The sequence below is a fragment of the Luteibacter sp. UNC138MFCol5.1 genome (assembly GCF_900110505.1).
Taxonomy (GTDB): domain Bacteria; phylum Pseudomonadota; class Gammaproteobacteria; order Xanthomonadales; family Rhodanobacteraceae; genus Luteibacter.
Genome location: NZ_FODZ01000002.1, coordinates 249,756 through 269,324 on the forward strand (window position 1 = coordinate 249,756; position 19,569 = coordinate 269,324).

Annotated in this window: 18 protein-coding genes, 1 tRNA gene and 1 riboswitch; of the genes, 11 read left to right on the top strand and 8 right to left on the bottom strand. The window is 67.4% G+C overall.

Features of this window, described 5'->3' with window-relative positions:
• Window positions 1-68 precede the first annotated feature (68 nt).
• The 5 genes from pstS to phoU all read left to right on the top strand — a co-directional run bounded on the left by pstS (window position 69) and on the right by phoU (window position 4,668).
• The gene (gene pstS / locus BMY69_RS05455) at window positions 69-1,085 is read left to right on the top strand and encodes a phosphate ABC transporter substrate-binding protein PstS (protein WP_090052762.1); all 1,017 of its coding nucleotides are present in this window, start codon (window positions 69-71) and stop codon (window positions 1,083-1,085) included.
• Between the two features lie 120 nt (window positions 1,086-1,205).
• Window positions 1,206-2,237 carry a phosphate ABC transporter permease subunit PstC gene (gene pstC, locus BMY69_RS05460; RefSeq protein ID WP_090175881.1) on the top strand — a complete coding sequence of 344 codons (1,032 nt, stop codon included), beginning with the start codon at window positions 1,206-1,208 and terminating at the stop codon, window positions 2,235-2,237.
• Complete coding sequence (gene pstA, locus BMY69_RS05465) at window positions 2,237-3,106, top strand: phosphate ABC transporter permease PstA (protein ID WP_090052758.1); 870 nt, start codon at window positions 2,237-2,239, stop codon at window positions 3,104-3,106. The genes pstC and pstA overlap by 1 nt, the downstream gene beginning before the upstream one ends.
• Window positions 3,107-3,188: 82 nt before the next feature.
• Complete coding sequence (gene pstB, locus BMY69_RS05470) at window positions 3,189-3,932, top strand: phosphate ABC transporter ATP-binding protein PstB (protein WP_255364499.1); 744 nt, start codon at window positions 3,189-3,191, stop codon at window positions 3,930-3,932.
• A gap of 22 nt (window positions 3,933-3,954) precedes the next feature.
• Window positions 3,955-4,668 (top strand): phosphate signaling complex protein PhoU, encoded by a 714-nt coding sequence (phoU, locus tag BMY69_RS05475; protein WP_090175885.1) that lies wholly within the window; start codon window positions 3,955-3,957, stop codon window positions 4,666-4,668.
• Window positions 4,669-4,803: 135 nt separating this feature from the next.
• Here phoU and sugE read toward each other — a convergent pair whose 3' ends face one another.
• The 4 genes from sugE to rnr form a co-directional block, all read right to left on the bottom strand.
• Entirely contained in the window at window positions 4,804-5,118 is a 315-nt protein-coding gene (sugE, locus tag BMY69_RS05480; RefSeq protein ID WP_090175886.1) for a quaternary ammonium compound efflux SMR transporter SugE, read from the bottom strand.
• 203 nt (window positions 5,119-5,321) lie between these two features.
• The gene (locus tag BMY69_RS05485) at window positions 5,322-5,591 is read right to left on the bottom strand and encodes a CBU_0592 family membrane protein (RefSeq protein ID WP_090052751.1); all 270 of its coding nucleotides are present in this window, start codon (window positions 5,589-5,591) and stop codon (window positions 5,322-5,324) included.
• Entirely contained in the window at window positions 5,588-6,334 is a 747-nt protein-coding gene (gene rlmB, locus BMY69_RS05490) for a 23S rRNA (guanosine(2251)-2'-O)-methyltransferase RlmB (protein WP_090175888.1), read from the bottom strand. Before rlmB ends, BMY69_RS05485 begins: the two co-directional genes overlap by 4 nt.
• Complete coding sequence (rnr, locus tag BMY69_RS05495; RefSeq protein ID WP_090176918.1) at window positions 6,331-8,793, bottom strand: ribonuclease R; 2,463 nt, start codon at window positions 8,791-8,793, stop codon at window positions 6,331-6,333. The genes rlmB and rnr overlap by 4 nt, the downstream gene beginning before the upstream one ends.
• A gap of 218 nt (window positions 8,794-9,011) precedes the next feature.
• Between rnr and BMY69_RS05500 the strand changes: the two genes are divergently transcribed.
• Window positions 9,012-9,096 (top strand) — tRNA-Leu (locus BMY69_RS05500).
• A gap of 71 nt (window positions 9,097-9,167) precedes the next feature.
• Here BMY69_RS05500 and BMY69_RS05505 read toward each other — a convergent pair.
• Complete coding sequence (locus tag BMY69_RS05505; RefSeq protein ID WP_090052747.1) at window positions 9,168-9,389, bottom strand: hypothetical protein; 222 nt, start codon at window positions 9,387-9,389, stop codon at window positions 9,168-9,170.
• A gap of 135 nt (window positions 9,390-9,524) precedes the next feature.
• On the opposite strand from BMY69_RS05505, the gene arsH reads away from it, so the two are divergent.
• The gene (gene arsH, locus BMY69_RS05510) at window positions 9,525-10,262 is read left to right on the top strand and encodes an arsenical resistance protein ArsH (RefSeq protein WP_177191083.1); all 738 of its coding nucleotides are present in this window, start codon (window positions 9,525-9,527) and stop codon (window positions 10,260-10,262) included.
• Between the two features lie 10 nt (window positions 10,263-10,272).
• Here arsH and BMY69_RS05515 read toward each other — a convergent pair whose 3' ends face one another.
• Window positions 10,273-10,947 carry an NAD-dependent epimerase/dehydratase family protein gene (locus BMY69_RS05515; RefSeq protein WP_090175890.1) on the bottom strand — a complete coding sequence of 225 codons (675 nt, stop codon included), beginning with the start codon at window positions 10,945-10,947 and terminating at the stop codon, window positions 10,273-10,275.
• Between the two features lie 61 nt (window positions 10,948-11,008).
• A complete protein-coding gene (locus BMY69_RS05520; RefSeq protein ID WP_255364500.1) occupies window positions 11,009-11,737 on the bottom strand; it encodes a TetR/AcrR family transcriptional regulator in 729 nt (242 codons plus the stop codon).
• Between BMY69_RS05520 and BMY69_RS05525 the strand changes: the two genes are divergently transcribed.
• Window positions 11,729-12,460 carry an SDR family oxidoreductase gene (locus BMY69_RS05525; RefSeq protein WP_090175894.1) on the top strand — a complete coding sequence of 244 codons (732 nt, stop codon included), beginning with the start codon at window positions 11,729-11,731 and terminating at the stop codon, window positions 12,458-12,460. The genes BMY69_RS05520 and BMY69_RS05525 overlap by 9 nt on opposite strands.
• A gap of 60 nt (window positions 12,461-12,520) precedes the next feature.
• Here the strand turns inward: BMY69_RS05525 and BMY69_RS05530 are convergent, their stop codons facing one another.
• Window positions 12,521-14,425 (bottom strand): ricin-type beta-trefoil lectin domain protein, encoded by a 1,905-nt coding sequence (locus BMY69_RS05530; RefSeq protein WP_090175896.1) that lies wholly within the window; start codon window positions 14,423-14,425, stop codon window positions 12,521-12,523.
• A 378-nt stretch (window positions 14,426-14,803) separates the two neighbouring features.
• A riboswitch (glycine riboswitch) is annotated at window positions 14,804-14,898 on the top strand.
• A gap of 28 nt (window positions 14,899-14,926) precedes the next feature.
• On the opposite strand from BMY69_RS05530, the gene gcvP reads away from it, so the two are divergent.
• From gcvP to BMY69_RS05545, 3 genes are all read left to right on the top strand, one after another.
• On the top strand, window positions 14,927-17,806 hold the full coding sequence (gene gcvP / locus BMY69_RS05535; protein WP_090175898.1) for an aminomethyl-transferring glycine dehydrogenase: 2,880 nt from the start codon (window positions 14,927-14,929) through the stop codon (window positions 17,804-17,806).
• 217 nt (window positions 17,807-18,023) lie between these two features.
• Window positions 18,024-18,689: a carbonic anhydrase gene (locus BMY69_RS05540; RefSeq protein WP_090055614.1), complete on the top strand. Its 666-nt coding sequence runs from the start codon at window positions 18,024-18,026 to the stop codon at window positions 18,687-18,689.
• On the top strand, window positions 18,686-19,561 hold the full coding sequence (locus tag BMY69_RS05545; protein WP_090175900.1) for a bestrophin family protein: 876 nt from the start codon (window positions 18,686-18,688) through the stop codon (window positions 19,559-19,561). Before BMY69_RS05540 ends, BMY69_RS05545 begins: the two co-directional genes overlap by 4 nt.
• Window positions 19,562-19,569: the final 8 nt, after the last annotated feature.

A 19,569-nucleotide genomic window follows, 5' to 3' on the forward strand; every position in this document is an offset into this window, starting at 1 on the left:
ACACGGCAGGGCTGGAATACGGCCCCGGGCGGGCCTCGCCCGACACTTTCTCCACCGAGGATCACTCCGTGTTCACACGCAAACTCCGTATTGCCGCGCTGGTCGCCGCCTCCATCTTCGGCATGGGCGCCGCTCAGGCCACCGACATTACCGGTGCCGGTTCGAGCTTCGTCTATCCCGTCCTCTCGAAGTGGTCGGCCAAGTACGCCGAGGCTACGGGTAACAAGCTGAACTACCAGTCCGTGGGCTCGGGCGCCGGTATCGCCCAGATCAAGGAAGGCACCATCGACTTCGGCGCCTCCGACGCCCCGATGAGCAGCGAAGACCTCACCAAGTTCGGCCTGGGCCAGTTCCCCAGCGTCGTCGGCGGCATCGTGCCGGTGGTGAACATCCAGGGCATCCAGGCGGGCCAGCTGAAGCTGACCGGCGCCGTGCTCGCCGACATCTACCTCGGCAAGATCGCCCGCTGGAGCGACCCGGCGATCGCCGCGCTGAACCCGGGCGTGAAGATCCCCGACGTCAAGGTGACGGTCGTGCACCGCTCGGACGGTTCGGGCACCTCGTTCAACTTCACCAACTACCTGTCGAAGGTGAGCCCGGAGTGGGCGTCGAAGGTGAAGTTCGGCACGGCCGTCGAGTGGCCGGCCGGCGTGGGCGGCAAGGGTAACGAAGGCGTCGCGCAGTACGTGCGCCAGATCCCGGGCTCGATCGGTTACGTCGAATACGCCTACGCGAAGAAGAACAACATCGCCTTCGCGCAGATGCAGAACGCCGCCGGCAAGTGGGTGCAGCCGAACGCCGAGTCGTTCGGCGCCGCCGCCGCCACGGCCGACTGGGCCTCGGCCAAGGACTTCAACGTGATCATGACCAACGCCTCGGGCGACCAGGCATGGCCGATCACCGCGACGACCTGGATCATCATGTACAAGAAGTCGAAGAACGCGTCGCACACCAAGGTGGCGTTCGACTTCTTCAAGTGGTCGCTCGAGAAGGGCCAGGCCGACGCCGCTTCGCTCGACTACGTCGCGCTGCCGGCCACGCTGTCGCAGAAGATCCAGGCCTACTGGGCTTCGGACTTCAAGTAATCGGCCGGCCCCTGCCATCCGGCTGACACATCGGCCGGTCAGGGTTACGACCTACCGGGGTCGCCGCCTCCTCGCGGGGCGGCGACCTTCAAGCTTGCAAGAGCCAGGAATCGCATTCGCATGCACGCCACCGTCAGCACCGCCGTTCCCAGCGCCGAACGCGCTTCCGAAGCGGCCCGCAACGCGAAGGACTCGCGCGACGACCGCCTCTTCGGGTGGGTCCTCAAGGGTTGTGCCCTGCTCGTCCTGCTGGCGCTCGTCGGCGCCGCCGGGTCCACGCTGTGGCTCGGCATGGACGCCTTCCATACCTTCGGCTTCGGCTTCCTCACCAGCGCCGCCTGGGATCCGAGCAACGACCAGTACGGCGCGCTCGTGCCGATCATGGGCACCGTGGGCACCGCCTTCATCGCCCTGCTCTTCGCCGTGCCGGTGAGCTTCGGCATCGCCCTCTTCCTCACCGAGATCGCCCCGCAGTGGCTGCGCGGTCCGGTCAGCTCCGCCATCGAACTGCTCGCGGGCATCCCGTCGATCATCTACGGCATGTGGGGCCTCTTCATCTTCGCGCCGTTCGTCGCCGAGCACGTCAAGCCGTGGCTGATGAACAACTTCAGCGCCGATCCGCCCGACGGCCAGGTCTCGTGGATCGTGCAGCACGTGCCGTGGATCGCGAAGTTCTTCGCCAGCGAGTACCCCTTCTTCGGCGCGGGCGTCTTCACGGCCGGCCTCGTGCTGGCGGTGATGATCATTCCCTTCATCTCGTCGGTGATGCGCGAGGTATTTCAGACGGTGCCGACCCGCCTGAAGGAATCGGCATACGCCCTGGGCTCCAGCACGTGGGAAGTGGTCTGGGACATCGTGGTGCCCTATACGCGCACGGCGGTCATCGGCGGCATCTTCCTCGGCCTCGGCCGCGCGCTCGGCGAGACGATGGCCGTTGCCTTCGTGCTCGGCAACACCTTCAAGTTCTCCTGGTCGCTGCTGGAGACGGGCAGCTCGATCGCCTCGACCATCGCCAACCAGTTCGGCGAGGCGCAGGGCCTGCAGCGCTCCGCGCTGATGGCGCTGGCCTTCCTGCTCTTCGTCGTGACCTTCATCGTGCTGCTCATCGCGCGCCTGATGCTGCGCCGCCTGGCCACGAAGGAGGGCAAGTAATGTCCACGGCCCTCTACACCACGCGCCGGATCAAGAACGTCATCGCGATGGCGCTGAGCATGGCGGCCACCGCGATCGGCCTGCTCTTCCTGGCCTGGATCCTCTGGGAGACCCTCAGCCAGGGCATCGCCGGCCTCAAGCCGCAGCTGTTCACCAAGATCACCGCGTACCGCGAGGAAGGCGGTCTGGCCAACGCCATGGTCGGCAGCCTGATCCTCAACATCCTCGGCATCCTGATCGCCACGCCGATCGGCGTGGCCGCCGGCACGTGGCTGGCCGAGTACTCGATGCGCTCGAAGCTCGGACCCACCATCCGCTTCCTCAACGACATCCTGCTTTCCGCACCGTCGATCGTGCTGGGTCTGTTCGTGTACACCGTGGTCGTGCTGCCGTCGAAGTGGCTGACCAACGGCGACGTGACGTTCTCCGGCATCGCCGGCGGCATCGCGCTGGCCCTGATCGCCCTGCCCGTCATCGTGCGCACCACCGACGAGATGCTCCGCCTGGTGCCGGGTACCCTGCGCGAGGCCGCGCTCTCGCTCGGCGTTCCGCAGTGGAAGCTCACGATGCAGATCCTGGTCCGCGCGGCGCGCTCCGGCATCGTCACCGGCGTGCTGCTGGCGCTGGCGCGCATCAGCGGCGAGACGGCACCGCTGCTCTTCACGGCGTTCGGCAACAACTTCATGACGTTCAACCCGATCGACAAGATGCCGAGCCTGCCGCAGGTCATCTACGAATACACGAAGGACCCGAGCCCCGACATCAACGTGCTCGCCTGGGCCGGCGCCTTCGTCCTCACCATGTTCGTGCTGGCGCTCAGCCTGATCGCCCGCTTCGCCTTCTCGCGCTCCAAGGTGTCCCATGACTAACATGAACGAAGTCGCTTCCCAGCCGGGCTTCGGCACGTCGCCCCACGCCGCGACCGCGGACCTCGACCAGGCGGCGCCGAAGATGGTCGCGCGCGACGTGAACTTCCACTACAACGATTTCCACGCGCTCAAGCACATCTCGATGGACGTGCCGGAGAAGAAGGTGACGGCCATCATCGGCCCGTCCGGCTGCGGCAAGTCCACCCTGCTGCGCATCTTCAACCGCATCTACGCGATCTATCCGGGCCTGCGCGCCAGCGGCGAGATCATCCTCGACGGCGAGAACATCCTCGATCCGAAGTACTCGCTCAACCGCCTGCGCAGCAAGGTGGGCATGGTGTTCCAGAAGCCCGTGCCGTTCCCGATGACGATCTTCGAGAACGTCGCCTACGGCATCCGCCACCACGAGAAGCTGTCGCGCTCGGAGATGGAAAGCCGCGTCGAGCAGGCGCTGCGCGGCGCCGCGCTGTGGGACGAGGTGAAGGACAAGCTCAAGAACAGCGCGCTCGGTCTGTCCGGCGGCCAGCAGCAGCGTCTGTGCATCGCGCGCGGCATCGCGCTGAAGCCGGAAGTGCTCCTGCTCGACGAGCCGACCTCGGCGCTCGACCCGATCGCGACCAGCCGCATCGAGCAGCTGGTGGAAGAGCTGAAGAAGGATTTCACGATCGTCATCGTGACGCATAACATGCAGCAGGCCGCGCGCGTCTCCGACATGACCGCGTTCATGTACATGGGCGAGCTGATCGAATTCGACCGGACGGAAAAGATCTTCACCAAGCCGGACAAGAAGCAGACCGAAGACTACATCACCGGCCGTTTCGGCTGAGCCCCCGACTCCGAGGCAAGCGATGAACACCACGCACCAGCACATCATCAAGAGCTACGACGACGAACTGAAGCGCCTGACCCGCGAGATCGTCCGGATGGGCGAGCTCGCCATCGCGCAGCTCGAAGCCGCCATCGACGTCGTCGAGCGCCGCGACGAGCGCGCGGCGCAGCGCGTGGTCGACAACGACGACGCCATCGACTCGCTCGAGCAGGAAGTCAGCCAGGACGTGGTGCGCCTGCTCGCGCTGCGCGCCCCGATCGCCGGCGACCTGCGCAACGTGTTCGCCGCGCTGCGCATCGCCGCCGACATCGAACGCATCGGCGATTACGCCGCGAACGTGGCCAAGCGCTCGATCCCGCTCAGCCGCGTCGCCCCTATCACCGCGGCCGGCGGCCTCGCGAACCTCGCCGAACTCGCCGCCGACCAGCTGCGCAACGTGCTCAAGGCGTACGACGAGCAGGACGCCGAGGCGGCGTACGAAGTGTGGAAGTCCGATGCCGAGCTCGACGAGGCGTACACCGTGGTGTTCCGCGCCCTCCTCACCTACATGATGGAAGACCCGCGCAACATCACGCCGTGCACGCACCTGCTGTTCATGGCGAAGAACATCGAACGCATCGGCGACCACGCGACGAACATCGCGGAGAACGTCTGGTTCGTGGTGCACGGCGAACCGCTGGTCGCGCCGCGCACGAAGCGCGACACGACCGCGAATCCGGACTTCGAGAAATAAGCGCCGAATCGTCGTAGGAGCGCGCCCTGCGCGCGACATCGTTTCGCGAAAGCGTCCGGGGCCTGCGCGCCTGGCCTCAAAACATGTCGCGCGCAGGGCGCGCTCCTACCGGCGACGGCACGCGTGCGATGGGGGTCAGGCCGTCAGCTTCAGCCCGACGATCCCCGCCACGATCAAGCCGACGCACAGCAGCCGCAACGGCTGCGCGGACTCGCCAAACAGCACGATCCCGAGCGTCACGGCACCCACGGCTCCGATGCCGGTCCACACGGCGTAGGCCGTGCCGAGCGGCAGTTTCTTCGCCGCGAGCGCCAGCAACACGATGCTGACGACCATCGCCGCGCCGGTCAGCACGCTGGGTACGAGGCGGGTGAACCCTTCGGTGTATTTGAGGCCGATGGCCCAGCCGATCTCGAACAGGCCGGCGACCACGAGGACGATCCAGTACATGGCTTTGACTCCGCGTTGCGCGGGGTCGTCCCCGAATTCGACAGGCGCCGGCGGGTCGTCCCGCCAGGCGGCATCGCGCGATGCCGTCGTGCATTTTACGGCGTCAGCCTGACCGCGCCGTAACCCGTATCGCCGATGCGATCGGCCGCCCACCTACCGAAGGGTGGGAGCCGATCGTATCGGCGATACGAGCCGCGACGGCGTCAGGGCACGACGGTAGCGGCTTTCCTCGCCCGCACGCCCCGCACGATCCCGTAGACGCTGATCAGGAACCACGCCAGCTCCTGCAGGAACGCCGACAGGTTGAACATGCCGAAGATCAGCGACAGCAGGATGCCGAACGCACCCACCAGGTTCATCCACTGATAGGGATACCCCTGCCCCGAGAGCTTGTGCGCCTGGAGCAGGAAGAACGCCAGGAGCACCAGCGCCACGCCGATCAGGCCAGCCCAGTCGTGCCAGAACAGGTTCATCGCTTGACTCCTCGCTGACGCAGCGCCTCGAACAGGACGATGCCGGTGGCCACGGACACGTTGAGGCTTTCCATGCCCCCGGGCATCGGAATCTTCGCCACGAAGTCGCAGGTCTCGCGGGTGAGACGACGCATGCCGTCGCCCTCGCTACCCATCACCAGCGCGACCGGCCCCTTCAGGTCGATGTCGTAGATCGACTGGTCGGTGTCGCCGTCCAGCCCCGTGATCCACACGCCGGCGTCCTTCAGCAGCCGCATGGCACGCGCGAGGTTGGTCGCCGCGATCACGGGCACGAGATCCGCGCCGCCGGCGGAGGCGCGCCGCACCGTCGGCGTGATGCCCACGGCGCGATCCTTCGGCACCACGACCGCCGTGACGTTCGCCGCCGCCGCGCTGCGCAGGCACGCGCCGAGATTGTGCGGATCGGTCACGCCGTCGAGGACCAGCACCAGCGCATCGGCGCCGGCCTTCTCGAGCAGCGCGGGCAGGTCGTTCTCGCCACGCAGCGGCGGCGTTTCGTAACGCGCGATCACACCCTGGTGGCGCGCCTCGCCACCGAGCTTCTCGAGCTGCTCCTTGCCCACCGGTTTCACGGGCAGGCCCAGCTTGCGGGCCTGCGCGGCGATCTCGTTGACGCGCGCGTTCTTCGAATTCTGTTCGATCAATACTTCACGGACACGATCCGGGTCGTTGGCGAGGGCGCTTTCGACCGGATTGATGCCTACGATCCACGTCTCGCTCATACCTGCGGCTTGCTCCTGGGTTTACGCGGTGCGGTCTTCGCCGCCGTCTTCGCGGTGGCACGCTTCGCCGGTGCCCTGGGCTCCGGAGCGGCCTTCTTCGTCGCCGCCTTCGCGACTGTCTTCTTCGGGGCGGCCGCGGCCGGCTTCGTCTTCGTGCCGAACAACTTGCCGACGGCTTTCTTCGCGGCGCGGCCGATGGCCTTGCCGGCGGCCGCCATGCCCGAACGGGGCGCCGGTGCCGGCGGCGGCGCGAGCACCGGCGGAGGTGGCTTCGGCAGCGCGTCGAGGCGCGCGACCAGACGGAAGTCGATCTTGCGATCCTCCAGGCTCGCGCGCAGCACCTGCACGCTGACGTAATCGCCAAGGCGATAGCGCGCCCCCGTGCGCTCACCCGACAGCAGGTGACGCACCGGATCGAACTTGTAGTAATCGTTCGGCAGCTGCGACACGTGCACCAGCCCCGAGACGCGCGACGCCGCGAGCTCGACGAACAGGCCGAACGACGTGACGCCCGTGATCGTGCCGGCGAATTCCTCGCCGACGTGCTTCTCCATCCAGGCGCACTTGAAGCGCTCGTCCACGTCGCGCTCGGCCTCTTCCGCACGACGCTCGCGCTGCGAGCAGTGCACGGCCATGGAGGCCATCTGCGCTTCGCTGTACGTGTAGTCGGCCGGCTTGCCCTTGGTCAGCGCGTAGCGGATGGCGCGGTGCACGAGCAGGTCGGGATAGCGGCGGATCGGCGAAGTGAAGTGGGCGTACGCATCGAGCGCGAGGCCGAAGTGGCCCTGGTTCTCGGGGTGGTACACGGCCATGCTCTGCGCGCGCAGGAGCACCGACTGGATCAGCTCGGCCTCGGGACGGTCCTGCACTTTCTTCAGCAGCGCCGAGAAATCGGCCGGGGTCACTTCGTCCGCCGGCGGCATCTTGAGCTTGAACTCGCGCAGGAACTGCAGGAGGTCTTCGTACTTCTCGGCCGGCGGTGGCGCGTGCACACGATAGAGCGCGGGAATCCTGCGCTTCGAGAGGAACTTCGCCGCCTGCACGTTCGCGGCGATCATGCATTCCTCGATGAGCTTGTGCGCGTCGTTGCGATCGGTGGCGCCCATCGACACGACGTCGCCCGACGGCGCGAGGCGGAACTTCACCTCCGGCGTCTCGAAATCGATCGCACCGCGGCGCTTGCGCGCCTTCGCCATCGACTTGTACAGCTTGTACAGCGTCTCGACCTGCGGCAGCACGTCCGCGATCTCGTCGCGCACGTCGGCGTCGCGCTCGCCGACGGCCTGCCAGACCTTGTTGTACGTGAGGCGCGCATGCGAGTACATCACCGCCTCGTAGAACTTCGACCGCACGACCTCGCCGTCCTCGTCGACCTCCATGTCGCACACCATGCAGAGGCGTTCGACCTTCGGATTGAGCGAGCAGATGCCGTTGGACAGCGTCTCGGGCAGCATCGGCACGACGAAGCCGGGGAAATACGTCGACGTGCTGCGGTCGTACGCCTCGACGTCGAGCGGCGTGCCCACGGGCACGTAGTGCGACACGTCCGCGATCGCCACGATGAGACGGAATCCACCGCCCTTCAGGGACTCGGCATAGACCGCGTCGTCGAAGTCGCGCGCATCCTCGCCGTCGATCGTGACCAGCGGCAGCTTGCGCAGGTCGACCTTGCCCTTGCGCTCTTCCGCGGTGACCTTCGGCTCGACCTCCTCCGCCTGGCGGACGACCTGTGCCGGCCATTCGTGCGGCAGGTCGTGGCTGGCGATCGCCATCTCCACCACCAGCGACGGCTGCAGGCGCTCGCCCAGCACCGCGCGGATCGTGCCCAGGGGACCACGGTGCGGCGTCGGCGGATCGGTGATCTCTGCCACGACGATCTCGCCCGAGCGGGCACCCGCGTCGCGTCCGGCGGGAATCATGATGTTCTGATGCAGGCGGCGGTCGTCGGGTTCGACGAGCGTCACGCCGTTCTCCACCACCACGCGCCCGACCAGGCGCGGCGAGCGGCGTTCCAGCACCTCGACGATCGCGCCCTGCCGGCGTCCGCGACGGTCGATGCCGACGACGCTGGCGAGCACGCGGTCGCCGTGCAGCACGCTGCGCATCTGCGACGGCGACAGGTAGAGGTCTTCGCCGCCCTCGTCGGGCCGCAGGAAGCCGTAACCCTCGGCGTTGGCGATGACGCGGCCGGGAATGAGGCTGAGCTTCTGCGCCGGCGCGTAGCCGCCGCGGCGGTTCCGGAGCAGCTGCCCGTCGCGGACCATCGCGCCGAGGCGCCGGTCCAGCGCATTGATCTCGTAATCGGTGAACAGACGCAGCGCGCGCGCGATGTCCTCGGCCATCAGCAGCTCGCCGCGCTCCTCGAGCAGGGCGAGGATCGCCTCGCGGCTGGGAATGGGCTTTTCGTAGCGCTGCGCTTCGCGATCGGCGTGGGGATCGACGACCGCGGGGGCCGGCATGCGGTCGCGGTACTTCGCCAGCGCCTTGCCGGGTCGGCTGGCCTTGGCTTTGCGGGGGCCGTGACCGGCTTCCGCACCTTTCTTTTTCTTCGTCACGTAAGGACCTTTGAGGAGGGACGCGAAATAGTTTCACATCCTGAGTTAAAATCGTTGACAAGTTTCCCCGACCTACCTAATCTACGCGGCTCACGGGGCGGCAACATCGCTTCGGGACACCTGCCCAGGTGGCGGAATTGGTAGACGCACTAGTTTCAGGTACTAGCGGGTAAAACCGTGGAGGTTCGAGTCCTCTCTTGGGCACCAATTATAGACGAAGCCCCGCGGCGATGCGGGGCTTTGTTGTTTTCAGGGTCTCGTATTCGCGCGTCGCGCTTTCAGCGCCGCGATTTCACGACCATCAGCACGATGAGCGCCGCGGTCAGCGCGAGCTTGATCGAGGCGTCCATGACGCGATGCGCGCCGTCGGTGGAAAGGGCCGACGACGCGATCATCAGCGCGACGTACGCGGCGATCGCCAGCCATCCTTCCCAGCTTCGGGGCCCGATGCCCCAGCCCACGCGCTTCCTGCCGAACCATGCCTTGCCCGTCGCATTCATGACCGCACGCTCTCCGAAGCAGTGGTCAGGCGATGCTAGCGCGGCACGGGGCGGTACGCCACGTGGCGAGCCTGCATCGATTGCCTCGTCATTTCGATAAAACTAGAATAATCGAGACTGATGCCGGGCATGCCGATGACAACCACCGTACCGCACCTGGAAATCGACCACCTTCCCCTGCCCGACGCTGCGCGACTGCGGACGCCGGACGACGGCGGCCATCCGCCGCGGATCCTGATTCTTTACGGCTCGCTGCGACCGGTTTCGTATTCGCGGAAGCTCGCCCTCGAGGCGGAACGCATTCTGCGCCACCTCGGTGCCGAGACCCGGGTATTCGACCCGCACGATCTTCCGATGCTCGACAGCGTCCCGGCGAGCCATCCGGAGGTCCAGCGACTGCGGGAGCTCTCGCTGTGGTCCGAGGGACAGGTGTGGGTCAGCCCGGAACGGCATGGGACGATCACCGGCGTGTTCAAGAACCAGATCGACTGGCTGCCGCTCGACGACGGTAGCGTGCGGCCGACGCAGGGGCGCACGCTCGCGGTGATGCAGGTATCGGGCGGCTCGCAGTCGTTCAACGTGGTCAACGCGCTCCGCGTGCTGGGCCGGTGGATGCGCATGGTCACGATCCCCAATCAGTCGTCGGTCGCGAAGGCCTGGCAGGAGTTCGACGAGGACGGACGGATGAAGCCGTCCGCTTATTACGATCGCGTGGTCGACGTCATGGAAGAGCTCGTGAAGTTCACGCTGCTGGTGCGCGGCAGGAGCGACTACCTGGTGAGCCGCTACAGCGAACGCAAGGGCGACGCGGCGCAACGGCGCCTCGCGGAAGCGGCGGGCGCGGTGGAGGCGCCCGCGCGGGATCGTTCGTGATTCGTGCCGCTCAGAACGACCGGGCGAGTTCCTTCATCCGGCCATTCTCCAGAACGACGACTCCCCTCTCCCCGTCGTCCTGCCTCGACACGGCGACGAACGCGCGTGCGATGTCGTCCTGATCGACGACGCCGAACTTGCCCGGCACGAGGCGGCCCAGCCACGCGACGTAGCCGGGCGTGTGGGCGTTGCCGGCGATGATGCCCGGGCGAAATATCGCGAGGCGCGGGAAACCGACTGCTTTTACCGCCTCTTCCTTCAGGCCCATGACCCTGACGTAGCGGAACCTGCTGTTCGACGTACTGCCGACCGCCGAAAGCAACGCGAATCGATCGACTCCGCCGGCGCGGCAGCCACGAGCGAAAGCACCGACGACGCCGACTTCCAGGGCGATCAACGCGTCTTCCGACCACTTCAGGCTGCCGGCTCCGACGCCGACGCACGAGACACCGACGACCGGTTCGCCCGATGCCTGCATGTCGCGCGCCAGACGCGCCACGGCGTCGGCGAAGGAGACGGACGACGTGTCGAGCGTGACATGGCGGAGGCGGGCGTCGGTGGAAGGGCCGACATCGCGGCGATTGATCTGCACGACTTCGGCGCACGCCGGCTCGGCGAGCAGTGAACGCAGGACGGCGGCGCCGACCTGCCCCGTGCCTCCGATGATCAGCACCCGAAATGCCATCGCCCACCCCTTACGATCATGTTGAGGATATTCCCGCCACGCGACGGTACGCCATCGCGCGTCACGGCTCGACCAGACGAGCCGACGCCTGCAGGTACGCGCGACACATGACGGGGAGTTCCGTTCGCAGCATCGCGAGCGCGCGCGGCGATACGTCGTTTTCGAGTATCGCGCGGACGACGCCGCCGAGCATCGCGCGAAACGCGTCGGTGACACGCGCAAGGTCGTCGAAGCGGACGTCGCTGGCGGTGGCGAGCATGCGTGCGATGGGCGCCTCGCATCGGGCGCAGATGTCACCCATCAGGTCGGTCGTCTCCAGTTCGGTGGCGACCACATAAAGGACCTGCGCGCCCGGCAGATGGCGCATCTTGGCATCGAGATACGCGTGCACCAGGCCATCGGACATCTCGGCGAGGGGCAGGCCCCGGTAACGATCCGATGCGGTTTCGAGCGCGCCGACGACATCGTCGAGGTAGTCCTCGAGCACCGCGTACAGCAGGGCGTCCTTGTGCGGAAAGTACTGGTACATCGTGCCTACCGATACCCCTGCCCGGCCGGCCACCCGCGTCGTCGTCAGGCCAGCGAGTCCATCGGAGAGCAAAACCTGAATCGTCGCCTCGAAAATGGCCTCCACCGTGGCGGCCGAACGGGCCTGGCGCGGTCGTTTACGGGGTTTCAGGGCGTGCTCGGGGGCGGCGGGCATATGCGAATGGCAAAGGCAGGCGGCGATACCTAAGTCGAGGGATGGGGATACCCCGCCCGTATTCAACAAGGAACCGCCATGAATCACCAAGACCGCGTCACCCTCGTCACCGGTGCCAACAAGGGCATCGGTCTGGAAGTGGCCCGCCAGCTCGGCAAGGCCGGCCATCGCATCCTCCTCGGCGCCCGCGACGCCGGCCGCGGCCAGGCCGCCGAGGCCACGCTACGTGGCGAGGGGATCGACGTCCGTTTCGTTCCCCTGGACCTCGGCGACAAGGCCTCGCTGTCCCGTGCGGCGGCCGACATCGAGGCCAACGAGGGGCGGATCGACGTCCTCATCAACAACGCCGGCGTGGCGCTCGAAGGCGACGGCAACGTGGCGTCCGCGAACCTGGACGCCGTGCGGCGCGTCTTCGACACCAACTATTTCGGTACCGTGGCGGCGACGCAGGCGCTGCTGCCGCTGGTGAAGAAGTCGGCCGCCGGGCGCGTGATCAACGTCTCCAGCCGCCTGGGCTCGATCACCTACAACGCCGACCCGGCCTGGGAATTCGCCGCGGTGAAACTGCTCGGTTACAACGCGTCGAAGGCCGCGCTGAACATGTTCAGCGTGATCCTCGCCGACGAGGTCAGGAACGACGGCATCACCGTCCATGTCGCCTGCCCGGGCTACACGGCCACCGACCTCAACGGCAACAGCGGCTCGCAGACGCTGGAGGAAGGCGCCGAAGAGATCGTCCGGCTCGCCTCGACCGCGAACCCGGCGCCCACCGCGTCGTTCACGGGTCGCGAAGGCCCGGCTCCGTGGTGATGCGCGGTACGCGCTGAGCGGGAACGACGTGGCGATGGCATCCATCGCCACGTCGTCGCCTCAGAGCCCCTGTCGGAGCACTTCGACGTACCAGCGCTGGTCGTCGCTGACCGGTGCGAACGATGCCCACGCGTCGTCGATGGGAATGGGCCGCGAGCCGGCCGGTGCCGGCTGCAGGTCCACGCCCGGGCGCGGGGCGTTCGGGTAGTTGGTCCACGGTTCGAGTGGCGTCGCGAAGGGGTTCACCGGGTAGTCCTGGAACCGTCCCGGCGGCGCCTGGAAGCGTACCTGCCCGTTCTCGACGTACAGGCGGTAACGCCCGTGGTCGACGAGCGAGTGCAGGCGATCGGCCCGCCATTGCCACTGCTTCTCGAACGTGACGTTCTCACATGCCTCGGTGACCACGTTGCCGCTGGCGGGCTGCGTCGCGAGGCAGCGCCCCGTGGCCCGGTTCACGTATCGCTTCGCCGCGTCGAGACCCCACATCTGCCGCCTGTCCGTGGCGTTGCACGGGGCGAGCCCGACCACGTCGCCCCCGGTGAGGCACGGCCCCGAACCGACCGCGGAACGGATCAGCACGGTGGTCTCCGCCGAAAGGTAGGGATCGGACATGTCGATCGCGAACGATGCCGGAACGTCGCGCTCGTCCTGCGCGAACGTGTGCACCAGATCGACCCGTTTCCAGCGCCACTCGTTGCGATCGAGCGTGTAGCCGGCGGCCACCGTGACGGTCGCCATGCCCTCGAAGCCACCCGGCAATTTCCACTGCGACAGCGTTTCCAGTGTCGCCGAACGCATCATCGGCGTCATCCACTCCTCGGTGAGCTGCGGCTCGTTCGCACGCACGCGTTTCACCAGCACGTTGATCAGTTTGGGTGCCAGCAGCGCGGTCCAGCGGACCGACCGGTTGGCCTCGGGCGCGGCGAGCAGCGAATAGTCCTTGAAGGTGGTGGTGACACTGGACTGCCACTTGTGCTCATAACCGAACGACAGGTTGAACGGCAATTTCGCCGCGAGCAGCTCGTCCGGCTTGCCCGAATGACTGACCTCGGATCCCGTGGAGCCGCCGACCGTGAATCCGCGCATCTTCGTGTCCGTCTGCGTGAACTCCGTCCTGCCGTCGGTGACGGGAAAGTGGTCGACGTACACCGGCGTGGCACCATCCGCGTCGATCGAGTGAGCTACCCGATAACGCGTGGGAAGCCATGTCGCCCAGAGGTTCTGTCCGGTCAGCTTTCCGTCGCTGATCCCGTTCTTCGCGGTGGTCACCGTCGCCTTGGAGGTGATCGTGACGAACTTGATGTCCGCGGCCGCCGTGCGACTACGCAGCACGTCGATCCCGGTGACACCCGAGACCTCGCCGGCGGCGTCCACGAAGTTCACGTCGAAATGCCGCGCGGGCAGCAGCGGGGTGTCGCCTGCGGTCGCGCTCTCCAGCCGAGCGGAGAAGCGCGCCACGTCCCTGCCCTGGATCGCCGGCGCCGACGCGGCGCGCGACGAGCCTTCGCGGTCGGTCGCCATGGCCAGGAGCAGGTCGGCGTCGTCGGCCCCAGCCGTCGGCGCGTAGACGCGGATTCCGCCGTCATCGCGACGGCGCAGGACGACATCGCCGCCCGTCGGCGCGATGCCGAAGATCTCGGTCACCCGCGCGAGGTCGGCGGGGCCGGTCTGGTCCATGTGGAGCAGGACCGGAACGCCTTTCGAGAACAGCTGCCGGAGCGTGGTCGACTCGGCGGCGGAGAGGGGCAACGCGGCGGTGTCCAGCTGGGATAGCACGGTGCCCGCCGGGGCCGACGCGAGGGCATCGATGCGTTCGGGCGTCAGGCGGCTGGCGGACGTGGCCGCGCCGTCGTCGCCGAAAGTGATCAGGGTGGGCGCGGCAGGATCGGTGTGGGCGGAAGCCGTCGCGGACAGCGAGACGGCGATGGCGACGGACAGAGCGGGGATGCACGGGGGGAGTTTCATGGGGGACCTCCTTGTGTAGTCCGGAGACGACGTTATTCCCGCGATTTCACCGCCGCGTGAGAACACTCTCATCAGATCACGGAGAGCGTTGAGAACCGGCGCACCATGTTCACCGCCGTTCGCAGCCCGATCGCTGGAGATGGAAGCAGCCCGACCCGAACACGAGGCGACCGGCACGCGACGCTGGCCCGGATCCCGACACGGCACCACGTCACCGCCCTACCCGGCTCGGGACCGGACGCCGCGTTCCGGCGTCCGGCGAACACGGCTGGCGGCCTGCCTGTATAATCGGCGGGGTAAAGCTCGGTGGGAGAAGCGGACGGACCCGCTGCCGAAGGCGCAACGCCCGTAATCGCTCAGGCCCCCATACCACCGCGCGGTCATCACTCTGGAGAGACCGGTTCGATCCGGCGCCGAAGGTGCAAGAGGCTTCCCGCCTCCAAACTCTCAGGCAAAAGGACAGAGGGGCGCCCCACGTGCCGGCACGGCGCGTTCTTCCGGATGCCTCCCATGAGCCAGAAAACCTCTCCTTCGCTGCGCGACCTCGAGCACCATGGCGCGTTCATCGAACGCCACATCGGCCCCAACGACGCCGAGATCGGCGACATGCTGGCCGTGGTCGGCCACGCCTCGCTGGACGCCCTGACCGACGCCATCGTTCCCGGCTCGATCAAGTCCCCCGCCCCGCTCTCGCTGCCGCGCGCCGTGACGGAAGAAGAAGCGCTGGCGAAGATCCGCGCCATCGCCGACAGGAACACCGTGTTCCGCAGCTTCATTGGCCAGGGCTATTACGGCACGCTCACCCCGAACGTCATCCTGCGCAACGTGCTCGAGAACCCGGCGTGGTACACGGCCTATACGCCGTACCAGGCGGAAATCTCGCAAGGCCGCATGGAAGCCCTGATCAACTTCCAGACGATGGTGGCCGACCTCACCGGCATGGACATCTCCAACGCGTCGCTGCTCGACGAGGGCACCGCGGCCGCTGAAGCGATGACGCTGGCGAAGCGTTCCGGCAAGTCGAAGTCGAACGTCTTCTTCGTCTCGCAGGACGTCCATCCGCAGACCCTCGACGTGCTGCGCACGCGCGCCGACGGCGTCGGCATCGAGCTGCACGTCGGTCCGGACGCCGAGGCCGGCACGGTCGACAGCTTCGGCATCCTGCTGCAGTACCCGAACACCTACGGCCGCATCAACGATTACAAGGCGCTCGCCGACGCCACGCACGCGCGCGGCGCCGTGGTCTGCGTCGCCACCGACCTGCTCGCCCTCACCCTCATCGCCTCGCCGGGCAGCTGGGGCGCGGACATCGTGGTCGGCAACACGCAGCGCTTCGGCGTGCCGTTCGGCTTCGGCGGCCCGCATGCCGCCTACCTCGCCTGCCGCGACGCCTATAAGCGCTCGATGCCGGGCCGCCTCATCGGCGTGTCGATCGATACCGAGGGCAAGCCGGCCTACCGCCTCACGCTGCAGACCCGCGAGCAGCACATCCGCCGCGAGAAGGCCACGTCCAACATCTGTACCGCGCAGGTGCTGCTGGCCGTGATGGCGAGCATGTACGCCGTGTATCACGGTCCGGAAGGCCTCGTCCGCATCGCGCGTCGCACGCATCGCCTCGCGGCGATCCTCGCCGGCGCGCTGGGCAAGGCCGGCGTCACGGTCGGCGGCGATTACTTCGACACGCTGCACGTGACGGGCATCGACGCGAAGGCGCTGCACGCGAAGGCCGCCGCCGCTCGCGTCAACCTGCGCGCGATCGACGCCTCCAGCGTCGGCATCTCGCTCGACGAAACCACGACGCGCGCCGACATCGTCACGCTCGCCGGCCTCTTCGGCGCGGATGCGAACGACATCGACGCGCTCGACGCCGCCACGCCGGACGCCCTGCCCCGCGGCCTGCTGCGCGACGTCGATTTCCTCCAGCATCCGGTGTTCAACACGCACCACAGCGAGCACGAACTGCTGCGCTACCTGCGCGGCCTGGCCGACAAGGACCTCGCGCTCGACCGCACGATGATCCCGCTGGGCTCGTGCACCATGAAGCTCAACGCCACCGCCGAGATGATCCCGGTGACGTGGCCGGAGTTCGCCAACATCCATCCGCTGGCGCCCGCCGACCAGGCGCAGGGCTACAAGCAGCTGATCGACGAGCTCGAAGCCATGCTGGTCGAGTGCACCGGCTACGACGCCGTCAGCCTGCAGCCGAACTCCGGCGCGCAGGGCGAATACGCGGGCCTGCTCGCGATCCGCGCCTACCACCGCTCGCGCGGCGAAGGCCATCGCGACATCTGCCTCATTCCGGAATCGGCGCACGGCACCAACCCGGCGTCGGCGCAGATGTGCGGCATGACGGTCGTGGTCACGCGCTGCGACGCCAACGGCAACGTCGACGTCGACGACATCCGCGAGAAGGCCGAGAAGTACGCCGACCGCCTCGCCGCGATCATGATCACCTACCCGTCCACCCACGGCGTGTTCGAGGAAGACGTCGTGGCGATCTGCGAAGCCGTCCACAAGCACGGCGGCCAGGTCTACACCGACGGCGCCAACATGAACGCGCTGGTCGGCCTCGCCAAGCCGGGCAAGTGGGGTTCGGACGTCTCGCATCTGAACCTGCACAAGACGTTCTGCATCCCGCACGGCGGCGGCGGCCCAGGCGTCGGCCCGTGCGCGGTCAAGTCGCACCTGGCTCCCTTCCTGCCTCGCGCCTTCGGCGGCGAGGGCGAGGTGGGCATGGTCAGCGCGGCCACGTTCGGTTCGGCATCCATCCTGCCGATCTCGTGGATGTACATCACGCTGATGGGCACGGAAGGCCTGCGCAAGGCGACCCAGGTCGCGCTGCTCAACGCCAACTACGTGGCCAAGCGCCTCGAGCCGTACTTCAAGACGCTCTACACCGGCCGTAACGGCCTGGTGGCGCACGAGTGCATCCTCGACCTGCGTCCGCTCAAGGACGCCACGGGCGTCGGTGCGGAAGACGTCGCCAAGCGCCTCATCGATTTCGGCTTCCACGCGCCGACCCTGAGCTTCCCCGTCGCGGGCACGCTGATGGTCGAGCCGACCGAGAGCGAATCGCTGCACGAGCTGGACCGCTTCATCGACGCCATGATCCAGATCCGCGAAGAGATCGCCGCGGTGCAGGACGGCCGTCTGGATCGCGAGGACAACCCGCTGCGCAACGCCCCGCACACCGCCACCATGGTGACGGGCAGCGAGTGGACCCACGCGTACCCGCGCGAGCTGGCGGCGTTCCCGCTGCCGTCGCTGAAGCTGTCGAAGTACTGGCCGCCGGTGTCGCGCGTCGACAACGTCTACGGCGACAAGAACGTGATGTGCGCCTGCATCCCGATCGACGCCTATAAGGAAGACGTGGAGGCGTAAGGCCTCCGCGGCACCCGGTGCGCTCCCTCCTCGCCGTAGGAGCGCACCTGGGCGCGATTGCTATTCGCGATGGCTTCTCGCGACAGCGTCACACGGCCGGATCGGTTCCCACGTCCGCCGCTCCATACCCTCACGCATTCCGTCCCGCCCGCTTTGGCTTAAACTTCCCGTTCGAGCCGCCATGCATTCGCACGGCGCACATGTCGAAGGTGAAGCCATGAGCCAGGAAACCCCCAGCGACGACAGCCTCGTCGGCCTGTTGAAGGGCGTCGAAGACTTCAGTCGGAACGTCTTCCCGGAAACCCAGCAGCTGTTCAGCGAACTGGCCGAAGGCCAGAGTCCTCACACGCTCTTCATCACCTGCGCGGACTCGCGCGTGGTGCCGGAGATGATCACGCAGACCCAGCCGGGCGAACTCTTCGTCTGCCGCAATATCGGCAACATCGTGCCGGGCTACGGCGAGATGCTCGGTGGCGTGTCCGCCGTCGTCGAATTCGCGGTCGCGGTGCTGCGTGTGCGCCACGTCGTCATCTGCGGCCATAGCGACTGCGGCGCGATGAAGGGCCTGCTCAACCCCGAATCCACGAAAGACCTGCCGACGGTCGAGGCGTGGCTGCGCAACGCGCAGGCCGCCCGCAGCGCCGTGTTCGCGCGCAAGATCGAAGGGCCCGAGGCCATCGGCGCCGTGATCGAGGAAAACGTGCGCCTGCAGCTCGTCCACCTGCGCACGCATCCGGCCGTGGCGGCCGCGCTGGCCAACGAGGCGATCCAGCTGCACGGCTGGGTCTACGACATCGGCGAAGGCACCGTCTCGGTCCTCGACGCGGAGTCCGACCGCTTCCTTCCGCTCGCGGACGCGATCCGCCGGGAAAGCCGCGGATGATCGTTCCGGGGCGGGCTCACCTCGGACACATCCTGCGTTACGTCGGGCGGCCGCTGGTCTGGCTGCTCGCGTGGGACATCGCGGTCACGGCGTTCTGGTACTTCGTGGGCGCCCATTGGGTGGAATTCCCCGCGCTGCCGCTCACCCTGCTCGGCTCCGCGGTCGCGGTGTACCTGAGCTTCCGCAACACCACCGCGTACGCGCGCTGGTGGGAGGCCCGCACGCTATGGGGCGCGATGGTCAACGCGTCGCGCACGCTCGCCCGAGAGGCCCTCACGCTGCTGCCCGACCGCGGCCTCGCGAAGGATGTGATCCACCGGCAGATCGCCTACGTACACGCGCTGCGCCTGCACCTGCGACGCCAGCAGCCGTGGGACGAACTCGCCCACCGCCTGCCGACCGCCGACCTCAGCGCGTTGCGCGCCGTCGCCAACGTGCCCAACGCGATCCATGCCCGTACCGCCGGACTGATCGCCGACTCGCGCCCGGATCCGATCCTGCTGGCGACCATCGCGCGCACGCTGTCGGACATCTCGAACGCGCAAGGCGGCATGGAACGCATCAAGAACACGCCGCTCCCGCAGCAGTACGCCACCTACCCGGCGATCTTCACGCACGGCTTCTGCCTGCTGCTGCCGCTGGGCCTGGTCGAGACGCTGGGCCTGTACACGCCGCTCGGCTCGACCGTGGCGGGCTTCCTGTTCCTCGCACTGCTGCAGATCGGCAACGACATCCAGAATCCGTTCGAGAACCTGGAAGACGACGTGCCGCTGACCACCCTCACGCAGGCCATCGAGATCGACCTGCGCGACGCCCTCGGCGAAAACCACGGCCTGGAGCCGTGCAAGCCGGTGAACGGCATCCTCTGGTAAATCGCATG